The sequence below is a fragment of the Paenibacillus oryzae genome (genome assembly GCF_001675045.1).
Taxonomy (GTDB): Bacteria; Bacillota; Bacilli; order Paenibacillales; family Paenibacillaceae; genus Pristimantibacillus; species Pristimantibacillus oryzae.
On the sequence record NZ_LYPA01000064.1, the window covers coordinates 1 to 21,013 of the forward strand.

A 21,013-nucleotide genomic window follows, 5' to 3' on the forward strand; every position below is an offset into this window, starting at 1 on the left:
CCTCAATCCCTCATATCTTTTTTGTAGATATATCGACGGGTCAATGGATTACTATTAGTTTGTTGGTTTACAGAGTACTAGGTCGACCAAACTTCACGCCATCTGTACGAGCTACCTCTATCCCTTCAGCATGTCGCTGCCTGTTCTTCTTTCTTTCCTGCTCAGCCACATAAGCCAGCATGCTGAGAAACTGATCCTCAAGCAACTTCCCCAGGTCACCCATTCTTTTGAATTTCCGCGAATCAAACAATGCTTCATTATCCAGACTGCTATCCGCGTTGAGCTCGCGCGTGATGTGCTTCCATTCCGAAATTATTCCATCGTAATCCCGACCCAACCTATCGAGCGCATCCATGTATACCAAATCACCTTCCCGAATCAGCAAACGCATTGCCTGATACTGCGGCCTGTCAAAGTTCTTACCGCTCTGCTTGTCGACAAATACATACCGTTCATCAACTCCCAGCTCCCGGAACTTAACGCGCTGTCGTTCCGGATTCTGATCCTTAGCCGATACACGACCATATGCCAGCTTCAATATAATTCCTCCCGTAAACGTTTCAAAAAGTGGTTGCGTCAGATGATACGTTCCAAATTACAACTTAAGGCATTTTGAAACACTAAAAGTAGGCAAAAAAACCGTCTCAAAAAGCATGCTTTTTGAGACGGGTTTTTTGGTAAGCCTGTTATGATAAATTGGGTATTTGGATTCTCTCCTTCATAGAAATTGAACGTTGCTTCGCTTTATCGTCGAACTGTGCAACAAGCACTCAATCTCTCGATGCAAAAGAATAAATCAATTAAACCAAATAGAAGAAAGCTCCAATCGTATTCATCATATTAGTTGTAGTTCTGTGATAAAGGAACTCTATCGATGAGATAGAAAGTTCAAGGTATTGTTTATTGATTATTCATGATACTATACCACTATATGGAAGGGGTGGTGATTGTGATGGATATCGATGTGCTATCGGAACGATTTAAGATTTTTGCAGAAAGGGAATGTAAAGACTCGAGTAGTCTTTATGAACATCTTGCAGGGCATATTGCAAATGACCTGGATTTGCTTAAAATGGCTGCTCATTCAAAGCCAGAACAACCTGTTCCTAACCTTTTACTTGGGGCGGTTCATTATTTGCTTTTAAGTGGGAGAGAACATGAGTTAACCGCGTACTATCCCAGCATTGTAGAAGAACCAAAGAAACCTTCAGGAGCTATACATTGTTTCAAGGATTTTTGTATACAGAACGAATATGAGATCATTCAGCTTTTAGAAAACAAACTTGTCCAAACTAATGAAGTCAGACGATGTGCATATTTATACCCGAGCTTTTGCCATATTTATAAAATAACTAAGAAGCCGTTAACACTTATAGAAATAGGAACAAGCGCAGGCCTCCAACTCTTGTGGGACAAATATAGTTACTCCTACCAATCCAACCAGAAGTACGGATCGAAGCAAGCGACTTTAGAAATAAGTGCCACAGTTAAAGGAGATAGATTCCCATTATTGTTTGAGCATAGTCCACCCGTCCAACGCAGGATTGGTTTAGATTTACACGTCAATAACCTAAATGATCCCGAAGATTACCTTTGGCTAAAAGCTTTGATATGGCCTGAACATAAGGAGCGTAATTCTTATTTTGAAAAAGCGGCTCATTACCTTAAAAGTCAGCCTTTGGAGCTAATTGAGGGAAATGGAGTATCTATTCTCCCGGAAATAATTCCAACCGTTTCTCACGATTCAACAATTTGTATATTTCATACCCATGTGGCCAATCAGATTCCGGCCGCTGCGAAGAAAAAATTGAGTGAGCAAATTCAATTCTTGGGTAAAGAGCGGGAAGTGTTTCATCTCTATAACAATATGTGGGATTTAGACCTTCATCTTGATTATTACGCCGATGGGAATGAACACAGTGAAACGTTAGCAGAAATAGACGGACATGGTCGTTGGTTTAAGTGGAAATTATAATGCTTGACTCAACTATCTGGGAACGTTAGTTTAACTACGCTGTATATGACTCTATTTTCTAATTCGGAGCTGCTGTCGATTAATTAGGGCCATCCCCCCTTCACTTACTGCACATTATGGATCGGCTGCGCAGCAGCTACGAACTGTTCATTAACCAATTAAGCGAAGTTTCTCATAAGAGTATTTATTTTATTACTAGAGCCTAATAGGTAACATTGAGTTAATTGTGTCCAATTGTAAAAGGCAACATGAACTCGCCCCTTTTCGACCATCAAAAAACTCCCATCATGGAAGCAGTAGAAGTTTGCTTAATCTACTGTCAACTATGATGGGAGTATATCATTCTACCCCACGGGCTCGCTTTTTTCTCCAAACTATAATCAATAAAAAATCCGCTCGTCCCGCTTCTCCTTCAAAATCTCCACCGCCTCGCGGAACCGCATGGAATGCACAATTTCCCGCTCCCGCAGGAACTTCAGGCTGTCCTGCAAATCGACGTCATCCGTCATGTCGATCAGCCATTGGTACGTTGCCCTCGCTTTTTCCTCTGCCGCGATGTCTTCATACAAATCCGCAATGGGATCGCCCTTGGCCTGTATGTAGCTGGCCGTCCATGGCACGCCGGATGCATTTTGGTAAAAGAGCGCTTTGTCATGATTCGCGTAATGATCGCCTAACCCCGCCGCCTTCATCTGCTCCGGCGTTGCGTCCTTTGTCAGCTTGTAGATCATCGTAGCGATCATTTCAAGGTGGGCGAATTCCTCCGTCCCTATATCCGTCAGCAGCCCTACAACCTTATCCGGAATCGTGTAGCGTTGATTCAAATAACGCAGCGCGGCCGCGAGCTCTCCATCCGAGCCACCGTATTGCTCGATCAGAAACTTGGCCATAAGTGGATCGCATTTGCTAACCCTGACGGGATATTGGAGCTTTTTTTCATACACCCACATGAATGCTTTCCTCCGTCTCCATCGTTATTGTTACAATCAAACCTGCCAAGGCCAAGGGGCCTCCTTCCACTGCCATGGGGTTTTGGATAAGCTATGGCCGAAGTGCATCAAGGGGCCGTATTGTGCTTCATATTGCGCCGCAATTCGCTTGCGCAGCTCGGCGTATTGATTATACTGCTGAATGGCTGCTTCATCATCGGGATGGGTATCCAAATATAGATTTAGTTCCACCAGCACAAAATCCGCTGCTTGCAAATCATGAAGCAGCTTATAATAAGCGTCGTCGAGCACAATGGACATGATACGGTCACCTGCCTTCTGTTCCAGTTGATGGATCAGGATATGGTGCAAACAATGCCGGCCACAACGTCCCTTTTTTCAACGCTTCATGAGGCGAAAATTGCGGCCAATTCGGCGGCTGAAATGCAATAAACAGCTGCGGGGGAACATTGTAGCTTTTAATCCTGATCGGCGGACAAGGATCAAGCGGACTAATAAAAGGCTTGTAGTAACGGAATTGATCATCCATTCCACCCACCCTCCTTTCTCACCTATTTCTCCTCATACATGGTATGTGCTGCGGGTTGTACGATATGTGCAGATTATTTTTCAAGCCAAAGAGAATACAAACTTTACCCGGACGGGAAAACTAACGAAAAGATGTGAATGGAGTGAGTGTATGCACACGGTATGGAAAGGCGCAATCAGCTTTGGGCTGGTTCACGTTCCCGTCAAAATGCATTCTGCAACGGAGGATCGGGACGTTCATTTCAGACAGCTGCACAAGGAATGCGGCATGCCGATCAAATATGAAAAAAAATGCCCTCATTGCGACAAAGAGGTTGGTCCTGAGGAAATCGTGAAGGGCTTCCAATATGAGAAGGACAAATACGTCATCATAAAAGAGGAGGAAATAGAAGCGTTAAAGCCAGAGGCGGCGCGTAATATCAAAATATTGGATTTTGTCGACCTTACAGATATTGATCCCATTTATTTCGAAAAGCCTTATTATCTTTCGCCCGATATGGCGGGATCGGGAGCTTATTCCTTGCTGCTGGAGGCGATACGTCAAACCGGGAAAATAGGCATTGCCACCATCAACATCCGGGCAAAAAGCAGCTTGGCCGCTATACGCGTTGTTGATAATTGCCTCTGTCTGGAAACGATGCTGTTCCCTGACGAAATCCGCTCCATCAGCCAGGTTCCCAACTTGCCGGAAGCGCCGTCGATCAATGAAAAGGAGCTGTCTATGGCCAAAACGCTTGTTGAACAGCTAAGCGAGCCGTTTGACCCTGCAAAATATACCGATGAGTACCGCGCCAATCTGCTTGCGCTTATTGAAGACAAGGTAGCGGGCGAAAATCCGGACCTGGTGGCGGCTCCACCAGCAGCCGGCCCAAGTAAGGTCATCGACCTGATGGCTGCCCTTCAAGCCTCGCTTCAGGCCGTACAAAGTCCCGCCGATACCGGTGGCGCCGCGCCCAAAAAGCGAAAACAGCCAAAACAGAAGGCGGCCAAAACTTCCTGATCCATTAAATGAAATAACGAAATAAATGGCAGTAATCAAATGAATCACAATGGCACCGGGTCAAGAAAAAACAGAATCCATTTAAACAAACCACTTGAAACCATTTGTCTTGTCCTGGTTGAACAAAATGACACTTAGGAACCAATATAGGCAACTATGCATATACTTCCAGCAAAAACTGTGTTGGGAGTTGTAGCCGTTGCACCCTACTTATCTGTATTGGCAATATTATGAATATCCGCATATCATGCGAATGCCATTTTCACCGGTATGGAATACAAATTATGATTCTTCATTACAGGGAATTAAGGAAGCTGTTCAGGGAGAAAGAAACGATGAACTATTTTATGATGAATTAATAAAGCTCGCCCCTTCAAGGGAGCAAGCAGAGATTATCGTCAATATTCGAAATGACGAACGGGGCCATAACAAAATGTTCAGAGAGATGTACCGGGCGCTGACGGGACAAGAAATCACAACCGAAGGAAGCGAGCTTTATCAACCGATAAGCTCTTATCGCGAAGGACTGCAGCGTGCGCTGCAAGGGGAACTAGGCGCCGTAGAAAAATATCGCAATATCTGGTTTGGGTTGCCGGCAGGCATTTATAAGGATACGGTATTCGGCGTTATTTTGGATGAGCTGAAGCATGCTTCCAAATACAACAATTTGATTACAATCAATCATCAATAGTCGTAATAGCCGCTTATTCTATATCTATCGGATGGATGATTTTATCATAATATTCATCCACATACAACTGTCCGTTGCTTCCTTTTACTGCATAAAAGATATCTTTGGGCAGCTTTCCACGCGCCTTCAGCTGGGATATCAGCCAGCTTTCGGAAACCTGATTAACCTCCATATTTTTTTGTAAAAGCTGACCGTCAATAATAAGCTCGATGGGATACTGTGGAGCAGCTCCAGGATTCAGCTGAAGGTCCTTTAGAGTGACCGGCTGCAATTCCTTTTTCTTCTGAACGGATAACTTCCCATTAATTTCGAGCAAAGCGTATTCTACATCCTCTATATTAAAAATCTCCTTTTGGCGAAGCTGCTGATTTAATGAATCAAGTGTCATATTATTTTTCTTCAAATTTCCCTCAAGAATCGCCCCGCCTTCAATAAGAACGGTGGGGCTTCCTTCCGTCCATAGCTTAAACCTTCTAAACTTCATAAAAAGCTTGGACAAAACAAATGAAGTCAGCGTAAATACAGACAAGGCTATGATAAGATGCATAACCTCGATCTTTTCATTAAAAGCAAAGTTTGCGGCCATGGCTCCCAATATTACAGCCGTAACAAATTCATGGAAGTTCATATTGGAGAGGGTTTGCTTTCCCAATAATCTTGCTATCAGCATCAGGATGATAAATGCAGAAATACTACGGATCAGAATGATAAGATGGTCGCCCATGATATCAAGCCCCTTTCTTCTTTCTCATCCCTACTATTGCCGCAATCGGGAATGAATAAACACCGTTTATATCTTTTCACTATTCCTCCCCTCACACCCACCGCCCACTGACATATAATGCAATAAAAAAAGCTCACTTTCATCCGGACTGGAAGGAATTGATTATGAATACCAATTCAAACACAAATACAGATACAGATACAGATACAGATACAGATACAGATACAGATACAAATGCATCTAATCAGACATCTATACCTACATCAACCGATATTCTGGTTGCTAAGCTTGTCTTTATCGGCTCTACAATAACGACAATAGGAGATGGAATAACCGCTATTGCCGCTGCTCTTGCATTAGAAGCACTGGAACATCCAAAGGATCAGAGATCAGAAATTCACGGTTATTCCTCTAATCAATTAGACACAACAGAAAAACAACTGGATTTAGTAATGACCGAGTTAGCACAAATCAAAAGCCTCTTTAAATGATATAAATTCAGAAGAAATTAAAAACGGGAGACGTTTGGGGGACGCCCGAAGAAGGAATAAATCCCCCCTCGGTAAAATGTCTCCCCATACAATCTCCCATAAAACGTATTCCTATAAGCTTTTACCCTCTTAGTAATGCGTCAGATATTGATCTCTTTCCCATTGATGCACTTGCGTGCGGTACATATCCCACTCAATTTCCTTCAGTTCGTAGAAGTGAGCCAAAGCGTGGTCGCCAAGCGCGTCGCAGATAACATTGCTGCGCAGCAGCTCGTCCAGCGCTTCCTTCAAGTCGATAGGCAAGCTTGGGATGCCGGCGTCTTCGCGCTCCTCTTCCGACATGATATAGATATTGCGGTCAGTTGCCGCAGGCAGCGTCATTCTGTTCTGGATGCCATCCAATCCGGCCTTCAGCATAACAGCAAGCGCCAGATACGGGTTAGCAGCCGGATCGGGATTGCGCACCTCGACGCGTGTCGAAAGACCGCGCGAAGCCGGAATGCGGATCATAGGCGAACGGTTGCTAGCCGACCATGCTACATAACAAGGCGCCTCGTAGCCTGGAACCAGACGTTTGTAAGAGTTGATGATTGGATTCGTAATAGCCGCCATCGCGCGAGCATGCTTCAATATGCCAGCCATATAGTAGCGAGCCGTATCGCTTAGGCCAAGCTTGTCCTTTTCATCATAAAACACATTTGTATTGCCTTGGAACAACGATTGGTGGCAGTGCATGCCGGAGCCGTTGACGCCAAAGAGCGGTTTTGGCATAAAGGTTGCATGCAGGCCATGTACGCGAGCGATCGTTTTAACAACCAGCTTGAACGTTTGAATCTGGTCAGCCGCTTTAATCGCATCGGCATATTTGAAGTCGATTTCATGCTGGCCCGGAGCCACTTCATGGTGAGAGGCTTCGATTTCAAAGCCCATTTCCTCCAGCGTCAGCACAATTTCACGGCGGCAGTTTTCGCCAAGATCCATCGGAGCCAGGTCGAAGTAGCCTCCCTGGTCGTTAAGCTCCGTTGTTGGTTCGCCGGATTCATCCGTTTTGAACAGGAAAAACTCGGGCTCCGGTCCAACGTTCATCGCGGTGTAGCCCATTTCCTCGGCTTCCTTAAGGACTCGCTTCAGAATGCCGCGCGGATCGCCAGCAAACGGAGTGCCGTCCGGCATATAGACGTCGCAAATCAGACGGGCAACGCGATCCTGGGCAACCCATGGGAAAACAACCCACGTGTCGAGGTCCGGATACAGATACATATCGGATTCTTCAATACGAACGTAGCCTTCAATGGAAGAGCCGTCAAACATCATTTTATTGTCAAGCGCCTTGTCTAGCTGGCTTACCGGAATTTCAACGTTTTTGATCGCGCCTAGCAAATCGGTAAACTGCAACCGGATAAACCGGACATTCTGCTCTTCAGCAATGCGTTTAATATCCTCTTTGGTGTAGCTCATGCCATCATCTCCTTGAATAAGGTTGTACAAAAAAGCCGAATTTGATTACACGTCCTGCCTGCTGCCATAAGTTGCACTTAATTAACGTTTATTATGATTCATAAACCGGCTCAGCTGCCCTTGAATCATGGAGGCGCGTCCCGGTCTCTTCTCCATCAGCTGCTGCTTCAGCAAACGGTGCAGCTGCTGCTCCGACATTTCCCTGCGGGTGACTTCGGATTGCTCGCTAACAATAGTCGCGTCGTCAGACTCTTTAGAAACCGGATTCATAACTTGCTTAATACCAGCGATGTTTACGCCTTTTTCAATCAATGACTTGATTTCCAGCAATCGCTCTACGTCATTAAACGAAAACAGCCGTTGGTTACCCGCTGTTCTGGCCGGAACGATCAGCTCATGCTGCTCGTAATACCGGATTTGCCGGGCCGTCAGGTCCGTCAGCTTCATCACGATGCCGATCGGGAACAAGGCCATATTTCTGCGTATTTCATCAGCCATGTCGCATCAACCTTCCAATAACTCTGTTATAGCTTCATTGTAGCTTCCCTTCACAAACGTGTCAAGTTATGTAAGGTTTAATCACAATTTGACCCTCTAAAACAAGCCTTTCCAGCGCTGTCAAAATTCCGTATTTGGCATGCGCATAAGTCAGTCCGCCCTGCATATAAGCGATATAGGGCTCGCGGATTGGAGCATCGGCCGAGAGCTCCAGGCTGCCCCCCTGGATGAAGGTTCCCGCCGCCATAATAACCGGATTTTCATATCCCGGCATATCCCACGGCTCCGGCACAACATGGGCATCCACCGCCGCCGCCTTTTGAATGCTTTGTACAAAAGCAATTAACGGCTCCGGAGCGCCAAAGCGCACCGCCTGAATAAGGTCCGTACGGGGCTCGTCCCAACGCGGCTTTGTTTCAAAGCCAAGCCGCTGGAACAATGCAGCAGCGAGTACGCTCCCCTTCAAAGCTTGTCCCACCAGAAGAGGGGCAAGGAACAACCCCTGATAAATGGAACGAAGCGTGCCCAGCATCGCGCCGACCTCGGAGCCGATGCCGGGAGCAGTCAGCCGGTAAGAAGCAGCTTCGACGTAAGCCTGCTTGCCCGCAATGTAGCCGCCTGTCTCCGCCAGGCCGCCGCCGGGGTTTTTGATCAGCGAACCCGCCATTAAATCAGCCCCAACCTCCGTTGGCTCCTTCAGCTCCGTAAATTCACCGTAACAGTTATCGACAAAAACAATCAGATCGTTCCGTATAGCCTTAATCCTCTCCACAATCTCCGCAATCTGCGCAATAGTAAACGAAGAGCGCCAATCGTATCCTCTGGAGCGCTGTACGCCTATCACCTTTGTTCGAGCGGTGATAGCGGACGCAATGGACGTCCAGTCCAGCGAGCCGTCAGAAAGCAGCGCCACCTCGGAGCAATGCACCCCCCAGTCGCGCAGAGAGCCCTTGCCGTCGCCGGGTTTGCCAATCACCTTGTGCAGCGTATCGTAAGGGCTGCCCGTTATGTACAACAGCTCGTTGCCGGGGCGCAGCACGCCAAACAGCGCGGTGCTGATCGTATGCGTGCCGGAAGCGAAATGCGGACGTACCAGCGCCGCTTCAGCTCCCATCGCATCGGCATAAACAAGATCCAGCACCTCGCGTCCCCTGTCGTTATAGCCGTATCCCGTCGAACCCGAAAAATGGTAATCGCTGACCTTATGCTTTTTGAAGGCTTCGATCACCTTCCACTGATTGCGCTCTGCCGTCCGGTCGATAGCGCGGAATGCTGAAGCAGCTTCTTCCTCTGCCGCTTCAGCAAGCTCCATCAGCGTTTCCCATAAAGGCGGCTGCTCTGTTTGCTTTTGCTGCTCTGCGTTATTGTGTTGCTGCCTTTCCTTCATTGCTTTTCAAGTCTCCTCTGTCTGTTATCTCCTGTTGAGAGCACTTGCGAGAACGCTCTCCGGGTTACAGCTTCAAGTCCTCGGGCCGAATACTCATCAGCTCGCTTTTGGTCGGAATGGTGCTGGAATATTGCCCGATCAGCCTGACGGCTTGATGGCGCATCGCTTTTTCAAGAATATTGCGTACAAACCGGGCGTTGCTGAATGAAAATAAATCATTGAGCTTTTCCTGAATCAAATGCTGGCGCAGCTTGAACATGCTTTGCGGCAGCAGCACATAATCCCGTTCCTTGACCATCTGCTCGCCAATTTGAAGCAGCTGATCCACCGAATAGTCGGGAAATTCGATTTGAAGCGGAAAGCGCGAAGGAAGCCCAGGATTGGTTGCCAGAAATTGCTCGATTTCAAGCGGATAACCCGCCAAAATAAGCACAAATTGATTGCGGTGATCCTCCATCGCTTTGACTAGCGTGTCGATGGCTTCCTTGCCAAAATCCTTTTCGCCGCCGCGCGCAAGGCTGTAGGCTTCATCTACAAACAATACCCCGCCAAGCGCCTTGCGAACCAGATCCCTTGTTTTTTGGGCGGTATGCCCGATGTATTCGCCTACCAGATCCGCCCGCTCTACCTCGATCAGATGCCCCTTGGACAATACGCCCATTTTTTGAAACAGCTTGGCGACTATGCGGGCAATCGTTGTTTTTCCCGTGCCTGGATTTCCTTTGAAAATCATATGATAGACCTGCGAGCCGCCGGACAGGCCGGCCTCAAGACGCATGCGGCCAATATAGAGCAGCGCATAAATTTCATAGACGAGAGCTTTGACGCTGTCCATGCCGATCATAGGGTCCAATTCCTTCTGAATATCGGCAAAATGATCTACCGCCGGAAGCGGCTTAACCTGCGGGATTGGCTCTGCATCAAGCGCGTGAGCCGCTCCCCCGCTAAACGATTCCTGGCTTCTAAGCACAACATTGATTTGCCGGGAAGGCCTGGCAGAGCTGCTGCCGGTTCCCGAAATCACTCCTCCACTCATCCCGCGCACCGCCCTCCTTCTAACGGAAGCCGCCGAATCTACGGTCTGACATCCGATATACACTACAAGTTTATTCTATCTTGCAGCGCCATATTAGCAGATTCACGGCAGTGTTGGAGGAGAAACAATGCCAAGCTTCATCAAGGCCCAGTCCAGCTTCCACTTGGAATATGCAAGCATTTCCCTCGTATTGTTGTAATAAGGATTCAGGACGTCGGAATGCACGGCCGCCACGGCCATTGTATCCAATCCGGCAAACTGCGCCATTTCCTTCGCTCTGGTAGCATGATAGTCATGTGTAATAATCAAATAGGTGGCGACGCCTTCGCTTTCGCCTACAGAATGGCTGAATACGAGATTCTGATACGTATCGGCCGCCTTGTCCTCCAGCAGCAATGCTTCCCTCGGCACGCCGGCTGCAACGAGATAATTCCTCATTCCTTCAGCCTCAGACAAGCTGGAGTGCCGGCCCCCGTAGCCGCCGGAGAGAATAAGCCGCTTCACTGTCCCTTCCTCGTACAGACGACGGGCCAGCTCCAGACGCTCGCGCAAGGCGGGGCTTGGCCGGTCGTTCCACAGCGCGGCTCCCAGCACGATGCCGGCATCCGCCCCAGGATACTTCTCCGGAATATCATAGCTGCTTACAAGCCACAGCACATACAGGCACCAAATGGCCGTCACCGTAAACGCGGCCAGTATAAAACGCAACAGGAGCCGCCACGGTCGAAAGGCGGTCTTCCGACGACGCGGCTTGCTCCTTTTTTTTGTTGCCTTTTTCATGATTCGCTTAATTCTCCCCTCTGGGCAAGCAAGCTTTTGCGATGCTTGAGACTTAACGTAAAATAACGGAATCTGCCGCTTTTGATGCTGGACAGCAGCTTGCCGGCCGTCTTGCGCGCAAGCGCGGCCTCCTTACCCGTTACATCGCCTTGTCTGAGCGCATCCTCCAGCTCATCCTCGTCCATCAGGTACACCTCGCCGGTTGGCAAAACAACAACGTCCAGATACAAATCGTCAAACCATGGCACTTGCTGGTCGGTAAGTCCCTGTGTTTTGCACACGTCGATATACCACTGCACCACTCGCCCTTTATCGTCAAACATAGTTGTGACAACAAAATGCTCGCCTTTCGGAAAATGCTGCATCCACAAGTAGCCGCGGTCGGCAAGGCATAGCCTTTTTCCGTCGTATTCCTTCCATAACGGCTCACGCAGCTCATGAATGCGGTAAAAGGTAACGAGTCCCTTGAACTCGTCGCCGTCAAGCGCCAGACAGGAATAGCTCCTGCGCGTGATACGGCGCCAATTCGCGCGATCAGAAAATTTTCTTTTCATAAGGAACGTACCTTTCCGTTCATTTAGGAATCCACCCATAGAAAAAGATTACCATATCTTAACGTCCATCTCCAGCGAACCGCAAAAATAAACCGGGCCCCGCCTCATAAAAAAGGGAACTGTCCGAAAAGCCCGTTACGGTGGAATAATGATTCAGCAAAATCGGTCCCTACCGGAGAAGGGTGTCTTGGAAGCTCATGATAAAAGCGGACAAAAAAACTCGCCCACAAGACACCCTTTCCCCTCCGGTCCTCTCTGCTGAATCATTATTCGTTCCGCTTGACTTTTTGGATAGCCCCTCAAAAAGCGGCCATTTCGGCCACATCATTTTTGTGCCGATGACTCCAGCAAAGTCTCCCACTCCTGAATGGAAAGCTTGTCCGTAATATGGCGCAGAGCCTCCGGCACGTCAACAAAGCACATAAGCTCAAGGCTGTTGCCGTCAGGATCGTCAAAATAAACGGAGGCATTGCCCTGATTAGGTCTGACAAAAGGCTCTACGGTTGACCGTCTGCCGAATGGAACGGCATTCACGCCAATGGATGCCAGCCAATGAAGAGACTGCTTCATTTCCTCGTAGCTTGTACGGAACGCGATATGGCGCAGCGAAGGATGATAAGGCGTTTTATGCTCCTCGCCTTCCCATAGGCCAATCCAGCTAATGCCTTTTTCAATCCAGAAAAAAGCGGTGTCTGCATCTCGCCAAGCCATCGTCAAACCCAGCTTTTCATAAAATGGAATGGAAATATCCAGGCTTCGAACAGGCAGATGCGCCTCATACAGTCCTTTAATCATCCACCTCATTCTCCTTCATTTTATAATTGTTTCAACTTATTATTGCATCTACAAGCAGCCTATTGATCCTTGACCTCAATCGTTATGCTTAAAATGGTAACATCCTCAACAGGTTTGCCGTTTTTAGCGGGAACGCCGGCAATGCTCTTGACCACATCCATGCCTTCGTCAATTTCGCCAAAAACAGCATAGTCCGGCTGGCGATTCAAATTGGCAGCGTCAGGACCGGTGCAAATAAAAAACTGGCTGCTGCCGGAATTGGGCACTCCAGTGTTGAACATCGCAACCGTGCCCTCGTGGTAGGTTGCCCCGGCATCCAGCTCGTCGGGAATGCGGTAGCCCGCATTTCCCGTCCCATTGCCAAGCGGATCGCCTGCTTGAATCATAAAGGAATCAATGACATTATGGAAGGTCAAGCCTTCATAAAACCCTTCGTTTGCCAGGAACACAAAATTGTTTACAGTCACCGGCGTGTCTTCCGCCAGCAGCTTGATGCCGAAGGTGCCCATGCTTGTTTTTACGACGGCGCGATAGCTTTTGTCCGGATCAATAGACATTTCCGGCATCTTGCTCCAGCTTGATATTTTCACCTCTCCGGCTCCGTTATCCGGATTTGAGACGCCGACGCTTTCGCCGCCACCTCCACATCCTGACAGTAAAATCAGCAGAAGGAGCACCATTACAGATGCAAACCAATATTTTCTAGCTTTCACTCTTTTCAACCACCCATCTCATGACAAGCCTGCCGCAGCCGTTGACATTAGCCTTGCGTGTCCGCCATGCCCTGCTCTTCTCCCATTTTTCCGGAAGCCTCGGTTGAAAGCGGCGTTTCTATAGGCGCTTCGCCGCCAATGCTTCCATCGTCCGTTGGCGACGGGGTAGCCGCAGGCTCCTCTCCGCCTGTATCAGGAGTTGCTTGCGGCGTTTCCACCGGCAAGGTTTCAACGGGCTCGCTTCCCTCTGGCGGCTCCATCGGAATACCCGGAGTACCCAGGTCGATTTGCGGAATCGCAACGGTAATGGCATTCGAAGGCTCGCTTTTTGCATTGCTGGCCTTGTTGTGCGCAACCACGTAGTAGTCATAGGTGACACCCGGGAAAACGCTCATATCCTCAACAGTTGTACCAGCAACATCATCAACAAACGAAATATAACCGGTGTCGCTTCCTTCCTCTTTACGGAATATTTCATAAGTTACATCCGGTTCTTCGCTTGCGGTCCAGCTCAAAATAACTTTAATGCTCTCTTTTTCGAATACGGCGCTAAGACCGTTAACCGTCGCCAGAGGCTGCGGTTCTTCCTCTTCTTCCTCCTCCGGCGGCTCCGCCGTTTGGAAGCTTCGTTTTGGAATGCCTTTTAATGCGGGCTGCATAACCTTGGCGAACAATGCCGCGGATTGCGCGCTGCCCTTTTGCAAAATATGGTCCACGTCAGTCTTATCGTAGCCCATCCATACGGCTGCTGTCCACTCCGGCGTATAGCCGACAAACCAGGCATCCTTGATGCCGGAGCCATTGTAGCCCGGAATACCATGCTGGGTTGTTCCGGTTTTACCCGCTACCGGACGGTCTATTGCAGCCCTTGTACCTGTACCGCCCTTTTCGATGACTGCTTGCATCATTTGAGTCAAATAAGCTGCGGTTTGGGACGACATCAATTGCTTGCTCTCCGGCGCTGTATAGGTGTAGACATCCTTGCCCTTTTTCTGAATGCGCAAAATCGCATGGGCGTCAACAGACTTCCCGCCGTTAGCCATCACGCTGTACGCAGTCGCCATCTGCATCGGCGAAGCGCCGCGCGTCATGCCGCCAAGCGCCAAAGCCAGGTTCATGTCATCGTCCAGCACCGGAATGCCAAGCTTTTTGGCAAAAGTGGCGCCGGTTTTAACTCCGATTTGATTTAACGTCCAAACGGCCGCCAGATTACGGGAATCCTTCATCGCTTGCGTCATGGAAACCTCGACGGGACCCCAACGGTCGGTTGGGCAATAGTTGCCAAAACATTTTTGATCATTTTTCAAAATAGTTGACGGCGTAAACTTTCCGGTCTCAAGCGCCGGGCCGTACGACACGATTGGTTTGATGGAGGAGCCCGGCTGACGCGGCTTCACCGCACGGTTCCAGCTGCGCTGCGCATAATCCCGGCCGCCTGCAATAGCTTTTACCTCGCCGGTCTGATGATCCATGATGACCATAGCGCCTTGAACAAGCTGATCGTCCTTGCTTTCTTCAAAGTTCGAAGCGTCTGCGAATTCTTTTTCCACAGCTTGCTGAGCCTGAACGCTCAGCGTGGTATGAATTTGCAAGCCGCTGACGCGAAGCTCGGTTTCATCTATTCCCATTTTTTCCATAGCTTCATCAATGACATAGTCAACAAACGCATGGTAGGAGCCCGTTTTTAGCTGATTCTGATTTTCAGGCTGCACATAGGGAACCGCCTTGGCTTCGTTCATCTCTGTTTCCGAAATATAGTTTTCCTGATACATGAGCTGCAGCACCACAGCCCGGCGCTTCATAGACTCTTCGGGGTTGTTGATGGGATTGTACAGATTTGGTCCCTTCGGCATCGCTGCAAGCGTCGCGCTTTGCCAAAGCTCAAGCTTCGACAGCTCTGTGCCAAAATAAAACTGGGCCGCGGCCTTTGCGCCATAAATGCCTTTACCGAAATAAATCCGGTTCAGATACATCGTCAAAATTTCATCCTTCGTCATATCCTGCTCAAGCGCTACGGCAATGGAAGCCTCTGTCGCTTTTCGGAAAAACGTTTTATCCGCCGATAAAAATACGTTTTTCGCCAGCTGCTGGGTGATGGTGCTGCCGCCCTCCACTGCTTTTCTCGCTACGATATCCTTAACAAGCGCGCGTCCGATTGCGAAAAAGTCCAGACCGGAGTGTTCGTAAAACCTTCGGTCCTCCGTCGCTACAATTGCCTCAAGCAATTGCTTCGGAATTTCAGAGAACTCCGCGACCTCGCGATGCTCGTCAAACACGTAAAGCCTTGAAATCTCATTGCCGTCCACATCGTAAACAATGGACGCTTCGCCAAAATCCAGCTTGTTGCCATGCTCGGCAAGCAGCCGCTCGCCATTCAAGATAATAAGCAGATAACCAATAATCGCACAAACTACACCAATTACCATGGTAAAAAAGATCGTATAAAACCAGGCTTGTCCCGACATTCTTTTCTTTTTCTTTTTTGCGGGTCTTGCGGCCCCTTTGGTTTTTTTCTCCGTCATGACGGCTTCCCTCCTGCTCGCTTGTTCGCTTTAACGCGTATGCATTCGCTTCGAGCCTGCACACACGCCTTGATAGACAGCATTGCCTCAAAACGACAAAAGCAACCCGTTAAAGCGGGTTGCTCCTGCATGCCGCTATCTAGTTAAACGAACCTTTCTATAAGAAAGTTTCATGACTTTCCGTTTCAGCGCTTCGGCAATTCTTAATAAATCAACAAATTCTTCACATTTTCCGTCTTCAATCATCCAGCTTTTCGTCTTCTCCAGCCAGAAAAAAGACTTGTCCAGCAGGTCAAAATTAAGCGGTCGGACCGTCCTGCTGCATCAGCGAAACATTGCGTTGAGGCATAAACGTGGACACAGCATGCTTGTACACCATCTGCTGCCGGCCTTCGCTGTCGATAATAATCGTAAAATTATCGAACGCTTTTATAACTCCGCGAATTTGAAAGCCGTTCATCAAAAAAACGGTTACCGGAATGTTCTCTTTGCGCAGCTGGTTCAGAAACGTATCTTGAATATTAATGGACTTGTTCATTGGACGCTAACCCCCGTCTACTAAAGATTGATTAGAATTATATTCAAGATAACCTTGAAACTTTCCTGCTATTATACCATGAATCGCATTCAATTTCTCTTGAATATTTTCATTTGTGTCGAACCAGTGAATTTCGTTCATGTGCCGAAACCAGGATAACTGGCGTTTTGCAAACCTCCGGGTATCCCTTTTCAGAAGCTCTACAGCGGCCTCATAGGACAGCTCGCCCCGCAAATAAGCCGCCAGCTCTTTGTAGCCTAATGCCTGAAGCGGCGTTGGATGAGGCTGAGGAACACGCTTCATCAGCCGCTCCACCTCGGCCTGCAAGCCTTCCGCCAGCATGCCGTCGATTCGCTCCTCGATACGCTGGTACAAAGCCGCACGCTCCATCGTGAGCCCCAGAATGATCAGCTCGTAAGGCGATTCCTTCCGTTGCCCCGCCTGCTGCTTGCTGAAGGGCTCTCCCGTCAGATGATGCACCTCAAGCGCTCTTATGACGCGGCGCAAATCATTGGGATGAAGCCGCTCCGCCGACTCCGGGTCAACCTCCGCCAGACGGCCATGCAGCGCCTCTGCTCCATGCGAGGCGGCATAAGCCTCCTGCCGGGCCCGAAACGCTTCATCGGAGCCCTGCTCTGCAAAGCGGTAATCGTAGCACAATGATTCAATATATAATCCCGTCCCCCCAACGATAAAAGGAAGCTTGCCGCGCGCCGCAATTTCGGCGATGGCGTTTCTTGCGTCATTTTGAAAATCGGCTGCGGAATAAGGCTGGTCAGGATCAACAATATCGATCAGATGATGCCGGATGCCCCGCCGTTCCTCTACCTTGATTTTTGCCGTCCCGATATCCATCTCCCGGTAGACCTGCATGGAATCGCCGGAAATAATTTCGGCGTTCCACTGCTCCGCCAGGCTAAGGCTAAGAGCGGTTTTGCCAACCGCGGTTGGGCCAATCAGCACGAGCAAAGGAATTTTGCCGCCTCCGTCTTCTCCGGGGGGCATTTTCCAGCGCTTCTGGTGTTCAATCAACATGTATCACTCCATACGTAATTTTGGGAACGCCTGGCAGGCACGGCGTAAAGCCTAACCTCTGGAATTCACCGCTTGCTCCGTGCTCCTTCATAATAACCGTTTTTCTTGCCACACGCCGCGCGTGGAAAACAGCCTCCTCCGACAACGCTTCGCCATTAGCGATAGGACGGAATGCCGAAATAGCGGAGGATTCATAAACCGGCTTGCGGAACATGGGATCAAAATAAACGATATCCGCGCTTTTGTCAGGGCGGCTTGCCAAATATTCAAGATGCGCCGCCGTTACAAGCGTGATCCGGCGCATCGCCTCATCGACGTCATGCAATCCCGACTGGTAGGAGGACAAGCCTTCCCGAACAAGCGCGGACAGCACCTCCCCGCTCTCCAGCGCCGTCACCGTTCCGGTCTCCCCGGCCGCATAGGACAAAACAAGGGAATCGCCGGCCATTCCGGCCGTACAGTCAATAATGACATCGCCGGGCTTGCACCTCGACCATTCTACAAGCGGATCGCTTCCGCCGTCTCTTAATCGTTTGACCCGGATAAAGGCCATGCTGGGATGAAAAAACAACGGCTTTGCATCCTCCCCGTCATAAAAGCGGACCTCATGCTCGGTCACGACTATCGCTTGCTTGCCGGGAGCCGCGCCAACCAATTGGCGCACCGTCGCTCCTCTCCGCTGCACAAGTGCTGCCCCGAGGTCTGCCGCCAGCCTGGCGGCTTTCCGCTTGGCCATTTCAGAGGGCCTTGGGGCTGTTGTAACAATCATGACATCACCCGTTTAAACATTTTTTCCAGCTGATACGTGGACAAATGGACGATAATGGGCCGTCCGTGCGGGCATGTATACGGCTGGCTGCAGCCCGCCAGCCTTGCCAGAAGAACATCGCCTTCTTCCCGCGTCATCCGGTCATTGGCTTTGATAGACGCCTTGCAGGCGCACATAATGGCTGCTTTTTCCCTGAGCTTGCCAATATCGATGCTTTTGCGCTCGGCAATGAGCAGCTCCGCCATTTCCTCCAGCACCGCCTTCTCCTCGCCATGAGGCAGCCACTGCGGGTATGCTCGCACAAGAAACGTCTGCGCGCCAAACGGCTCGATGTCAACCCCGGCTTCCCGAAACAGCTCCAGCCGGTCGCGCAGCTGCATCGCTTCTCCCGGCGTAAACTCCAGCGTCAGGGGAACCAGCAGTCCTTGGCTTTCAGCGGCGGGATGCCCGAATTGATAGAGATAATATTCATAATTGATACGCTCATGCGCCGCGTGCTGGTCGATCAGATAAAGCCCGTCATCCGCTTGAGCTACAATATAGGTGCCATGATGCTGGCCGATCCAATGCAGCTCCGGAAAGCCGGATGCAGCAGTAGGGACATCAGCTCCATTAGTAGAGGGCGCGCCGCCGGATTCCGGGTTCTCTGCAACGATTGAGGCCCCTTCGCCATCCAAAGCTTTGCCCGTAGCCAGGTTTGCTTTTTGCTCAAAAGCTGCTTGCTCGTTAAAGAGTTCTCCAGCTTCTGCGGCACCGCCATTCCCAGCTCCAATGACATATGGCTCAGCAGTGTCTAAACCGTACGAAACCTCTTGAAGCTCTTGAACCTCCTTAGCATCTTGAGCCCTTTGAACATCCGGAACATCCTGAACACCTTGAACTTCTTGAATACCTTTAAGGCTTTTATCCGCTCCTTGACTTTGCTCATAGGCCTCTTTGCCTAAAGCCTTCGTAGAGGTGCTGTTGTAGTGTTGATTTTCACGCTGAGCAGGCTCGCTGCCGAAAATATCTCCAGCCTCCATTACTTTGTCGGCTTGATGATCAGCCAAAACAGATTTGGCTGCCAAGCCTTTGTCATCAGCTTGGTCATGTATTCCATTTTGCAAACCCCAGTCCTGGCGTGGCGGAGCATACAGCTTCTCAGTCGCCTGACGGGGAATGTATGGACTCCGCTCTCCAGCATAACTGCTTGCTTGACTGCCTAAGGAGCGGTCACGCCCGTTGCTGCCTGATTGACTGCCAAAGGAGCGGTCGCGCCCGTTGCTGCCCGATTGACTGCCAAAGCGCTCCTGAGTGGTGTTGGTTTCTTGCCGTCTACTTTGACGATCTCCGGCAAAGTCGGTGTTTTGCGCTTCCTGCCGGTATGGGGAGAAACTGCCGCCGCTGATAGCCGCGCCTGGCGCTTTCCCTTCAGCAGCGTCGGCGAAGCTTGCCGGGCCGGGAGGCTTGCCGATGGACTCAAGACGATCTCCGATATGAAACGCAATGGATTCCTGTACATAAAGCGGGCCGGAACGGGGCTGTTTTTTGCCGGAGTCCGGGCCGGGTATGTAGCGCTGCGCTCCCAGAGCAGCCTTGACGGCTTTTTCGATAAGCGCCTTCAGCTCCGCTTCTTTGCTGAAACGAACCTCCATTTTGGATGGATGTACATTCACGTCCAGAAGAGACGGATGCATCTCGACCTCAAGCACTGCCAGCGGGAAGCGATTAATTGGCAGCAGCGTATGGTATGCCTGCTGGAGCGAAGCATTTACAGCAAAGCTGCGAATATAGCGGCCATTCACAACGAGAGTAATCCCGTTGCGGTTCGCTCTTGTCAGCTCAGGCTTGGACACATAACCCGTCAGCTCAAAATCGGGATCAGACGCGGAGATCGGCAGCATCGCCTTAGCCGTGCTGCTTCCATACACAGCTGCTATTACCTGCAAGCGATCGCCGGTGCCGAGCGTCTGAAGCAGCGAGGAGCCGTTATGCTTCAGCGTTACCGCGATGCCGGGATGAGCCAGCGCCACCCGGTTGATATAATCGGAAATATGCCCAAGCTCCGTCTGGATCGACTTCATATATTTCAAGCGGGCGGGAGTATTGTAAAACAAATCCCGCACCGACATTTCCGTTCCTTGCGGCGCATTAGCCGGCTCCTCGGCAACGATGGTCCCGCCTTCAATGACCAGCCTTCTGGCAAGCCCGCTATCGCTATTGGCCGAAATGGCGCTTAAGCGGGAAACCGCCGCAATGCTGGCCAGCGCTTCGCCCCGGAAGCCCAGGCTGGCAATGCGGAACAGATCGCTGCCGGATGAAATTTTGCTGGTGGCATGTCGCGCAAAAGCGGTTGGCAAATCGTCGGGATCAATTCCCCCGCCGTTATCGACCACTCGAATCAGCGTTAAACCGCCTTCCTCGATATAGACGTCAATCGTTGTGCTGCCCGCATCGATCGCATTTTCGACCAGCTCCTTGACTACAGAAGACGGCCGCTCCACCACCTCGCCCGCCGCAATCTGGTTCGCCAGCTTTTCATCTAGCACCTTAATTCTGGACATTCGCATCTCCTCCTCTGTCCCCCGAC

Annotated in this window: 21 protein-coding genes and 1 pseudogene; 4 read left to right on the forward strand and 18 right to left on the reverse strand. The window is 49.9% G+C overall.

The annotated features are described in order from the left end of the window. Positions 1 to 79 precede the first annotated feature (79 nt). Positions 80 to 538 (reverse strand): annotated as a pseudogene (locus A7K91_RS13840) (recombinase family protein); the annotation flags it as partial. A 414-nt stretch (positions 539 to 952) separates the two neighbouring features. On the opposite strand from A7K91_RS13840, the gene A7K91_RS13845 reads away from it, so the two are divergent. Beyond that, positions 953 to 1,975, forward strand: a complete 1,023-nt coding sequence (locus A7K91_RS13845) for a DUF2332 domain-containing protein (protein WP_068683686.1) — start codon at positions 953 to 955, stop codon at positions 1,973 to 1,975. Positions 1,976 to 2,355: 380 nt separating this feature from the next. Here A7K91_RS13845 and A7K91_RS13850 read toward each other — a convergent pair whose 3' ends face one another. Genes A7K91_RS13850 through A7K91_RS13860 form a run of 3 tightly spaced genes read right to left on the reverse strand, consistent with a single transcriptional unit; the run spans position 2,356 to position 3,454 of the window. After that, positions 2,356 to 2,925 carry a manganese catalase family protein gene (locus A7K91_RS13850; RefSeq protein WP_068683688.1) on the reverse strand — a complete coding sequence of 190 codons (570 nt, stop codon included), beginning with the start codon at positions 2,923 to 2,925 and terminating at the stop codon, positions 2,356 to 2,358. A 36-nt stretch (positions 2,926 to 2,961) separates the two neighbouring features. Next, the gene (locus A7K91_RS13855; protein ID WP_068683690.1) at positions 2,962 to 3,225 is read right to left on the reverse strand and encodes a spore coat protein CotJB; all 264 of its coding nucleotides are present in this window, start codon (positions 3,223 to 3,225) and stop codon (positions 2,962 to 2,964) included. A 7-nt stretch (positions 3,226 to 3,232) separates the two neighbouring features. After that, a complete protein-coding gene (locus A7K91_RS13860) occupies positions 3,233 to 3,454 on the reverse strand; it encodes a spore coat associated protein CotJA (RefSeq protein WP_068683692.1) in 222 nt (73 codons plus the stop codon). A 150-nt stretch (positions 3,455 to 3,604) separates the two neighbouring features. Here A7K91_RS13860 and ku point away from each other — a divergent pair, with 150 nt between their 5' ends. Continuing rightward, complete coding sequence (gene ku, locus A7K91_RS13865) at positions 3,605 to 4,453, forward strand: non-homologous end joining protein Ku (RefSeq protein WP_068683694.1); 849 nt, start codon at positions 3,605 to 3,607, stop codon at positions 4,451 to 4,453. Positions 4,454 to 4,652: 199 nt separating this feature from the next. Next, entirely contained in the window at positions 4,653 to 5,144 is a 492-nt protein-coding gene (locus A7K91_RS13870) for a ferritin-like domain-containing protein (RefSeq protein ID WP_245697508.1), read from the forward strand. Positions 5,145 to 5,157: 13 nt separating this feature from the next. Here the strand turns inward: A7K91_RS13870 and A7K91_RS13875 are convergent, their stop codons facing one another. Further along, on the reverse strand, positions 5,158 to 5,868 hold the full coding sequence (locus A7K91_RS13875; RefSeq protein ID WP_068683697.1) for a DUF421 domain-containing protein: 711 nt from the start codon (positions 5,866 to 5,868) through the stop codon (positions 5,158 to 5,160). Between the two features lie 164 nt (positions 5,869 to 6,032). Between A7K91_RS13875 and A7K91_RS13880 the strand changes: the two genes are divergently transcribed. Further along, entirely contained in the window at positions 6,033 to 6,359 is a 327-nt protein-coding gene (locus A7K91_RS13880; protein WP_156739555.1) for a translation initiation factor 2, read from the forward strand. Positions 6,360 to 6,488: 129 nt separating this feature from the next. On the opposite strand, the gene glnA is transcribed toward A7K91_RS13880, so the two are convergent. The 13 genes from glnA to mutL form a co-directional block, all read right to left on the reverse strand. Further along, entirely contained in the window at positions 6,489 to 7,817 is a 1,329-nt protein-coding gene (gene glnA / locus A7K91_RS13885) for a type I glutamate--ammonia ligase (RefSeq protein ID WP_068683698.1), read from the reverse strand. Between the two features lie 81 nt (positions 7,818 to 7,898). Continuing rightward, on the reverse strand, positions 7,899 to 8,315 hold the full coding sequence (locus A7K91_RS13890; protein WP_068683701.1) for a MerR family transcriptional regulator: 417 nt from the start codon (positions 8,313 to 8,315) through the stop codon (positions 7,899 to 7,901). A 61-nt stretch (positions 8,316 to 8,376) separates the two neighbouring features. Then, the gene (locus tag A7K91_RS13895; RefSeq protein WP_068684455.1) at positions 8,377 to 9,627 is read right to left on the reverse strand and encodes a methionine gamma-lyase family protein; all 1,251 of its coding nucleotides are present in this window, start codon (positions 9,625 to 9,627) and stop codon (positions 8,377 to 8,379) included. 139 nt (positions 9,628 to 9,766) lie between these two features. Continuing rightward, positions 9,767 to 10,738 (reverse strand): AAA family ATPase, encoded by a 972-nt coding sequence (locus A7K91_RS13900; RefSeq protein ID WP_068683705.1) that lies wholly within the window; start codon positions 10,736 to 10,738, stop codon positions 9,767 to 9,769. 102 nt (positions 10,739 to 10,840) lie between these two features. After that, complete coding sequence (locus tag A7K91_RS13905; protein WP_169833414.1) at positions 10,841 to 11,446, reverse strand: YdcF family protein; 606 nt, start codon at positions 11,444 to 11,446, stop codon at positions 10,841 to 10,843. A 68-nt stretch (positions 11,447 to 11,514) separates the two neighbouring features. Continuing rightward, positions 11,515 to 12,072: a ribonuclease FAU-1 family protein gene (locus tag A7K91_RS13910; RefSeq protein WP_068683709.1), complete on the reverse strand. Its 558-nt coding sequence runs from the start codon at positions 12,070 to 12,072 to the stop codon at positions 11,515 to 11,517. Between the two features lie 324 nt (positions 12,073 to 12,396). Beyond that, positions 12,397 to 12,867, reverse strand: coding sequence for a VOC family protein (locus A7K91_RS13915; protein WP_068683711.1), 471 nt, complete (start codon positions 12,865 to 12,867; stop codon positions 12,397 to 12,399). A gap of 59 nt (positions 12,868 to 12,926) precedes the next feature. Continuing rightward, complete coding sequence (locus tag A7K91_RS13920) at positions 12,927 to 13,580, reverse strand: peptidylprolyl isomerase (protein ID WP_245697510.1); 654 nt, start codon at positions 13,578 to 13,580, stop codon at positions 12,927 to 12,929. Positions 13,581 to 13,627: 47 nt separating this feature from the next. Next, positions 13,628 to 16,102 (reverse strand): transglycosylase domain-containing protein, encoded by a 2,475-nt coding sequence (locus A7K91_RS13925; RefSeq protein ID WP_068683713.1) that lies wholly within the window; start codon positions 16,100 to 16,102, stop codon positions 13,628 to 13,630. A gap of 298 nt (positions 16,103 to 16,400) precedes the next feature. Then, positions 16,401 to 16,640, reverse strand: coding sequence for an RNA chaperone Hfq (hfq, locus tag A7K91_RS13930; protein WP_068683714.1), 240 nt, complete (start codon positions 16,638 to 16,640; stop codon positions 16,401 to 16,403). Positions 16,641 to 16,646: 6 nt separating this feature from the next. Beyond that, the gene (gene miaA, locus A7K91_RS13935; RefSeq protein ID WP_425415663.1) at positions 16,647 to 17,675 is read right to left on the reverse strand and encodes a tRNA (adenosine(37)-N6)-dimethylallyltransferase MiaA; all 1,029 of its coding nucleotides are present in this window, start codon (positions 17,673 to 17,675) and stop codon (positions 16,647 to 16,649) included. Further along, the gene (locus tag A7K91_RS13940) at positions 17,665 to 18,411 is read right to left on the reverse strand and encodes a class I SAM-dependent methyltransferase (RefSeq protein ID WP_245697512.1); all 747 of its coding nucleotides are present in this window, start codon (positions 18,409 to 18,411) and stop codon (positions 17,665 to 17,667) included. Before A7K91_RS13940 ends, miaA begins: the two co-directional genes overlap by 11 nt. Before the next feature lie 29 nt (positions 18,412 to 18,440). Next, a complete protein-coding gene (gene mutL, locus A7K91_RS13945; RefSeq protein WP_068683719.1) occupies positions 18,441 to 20,987 on the reverse strand; it encodes a DNA mismatch repair endonuclease MutL in 2,547 nt (848 codons plus the stop codon). Between the last annotated feature and the right edge of the window lie 26 nt (positions 20,988 to 21,013).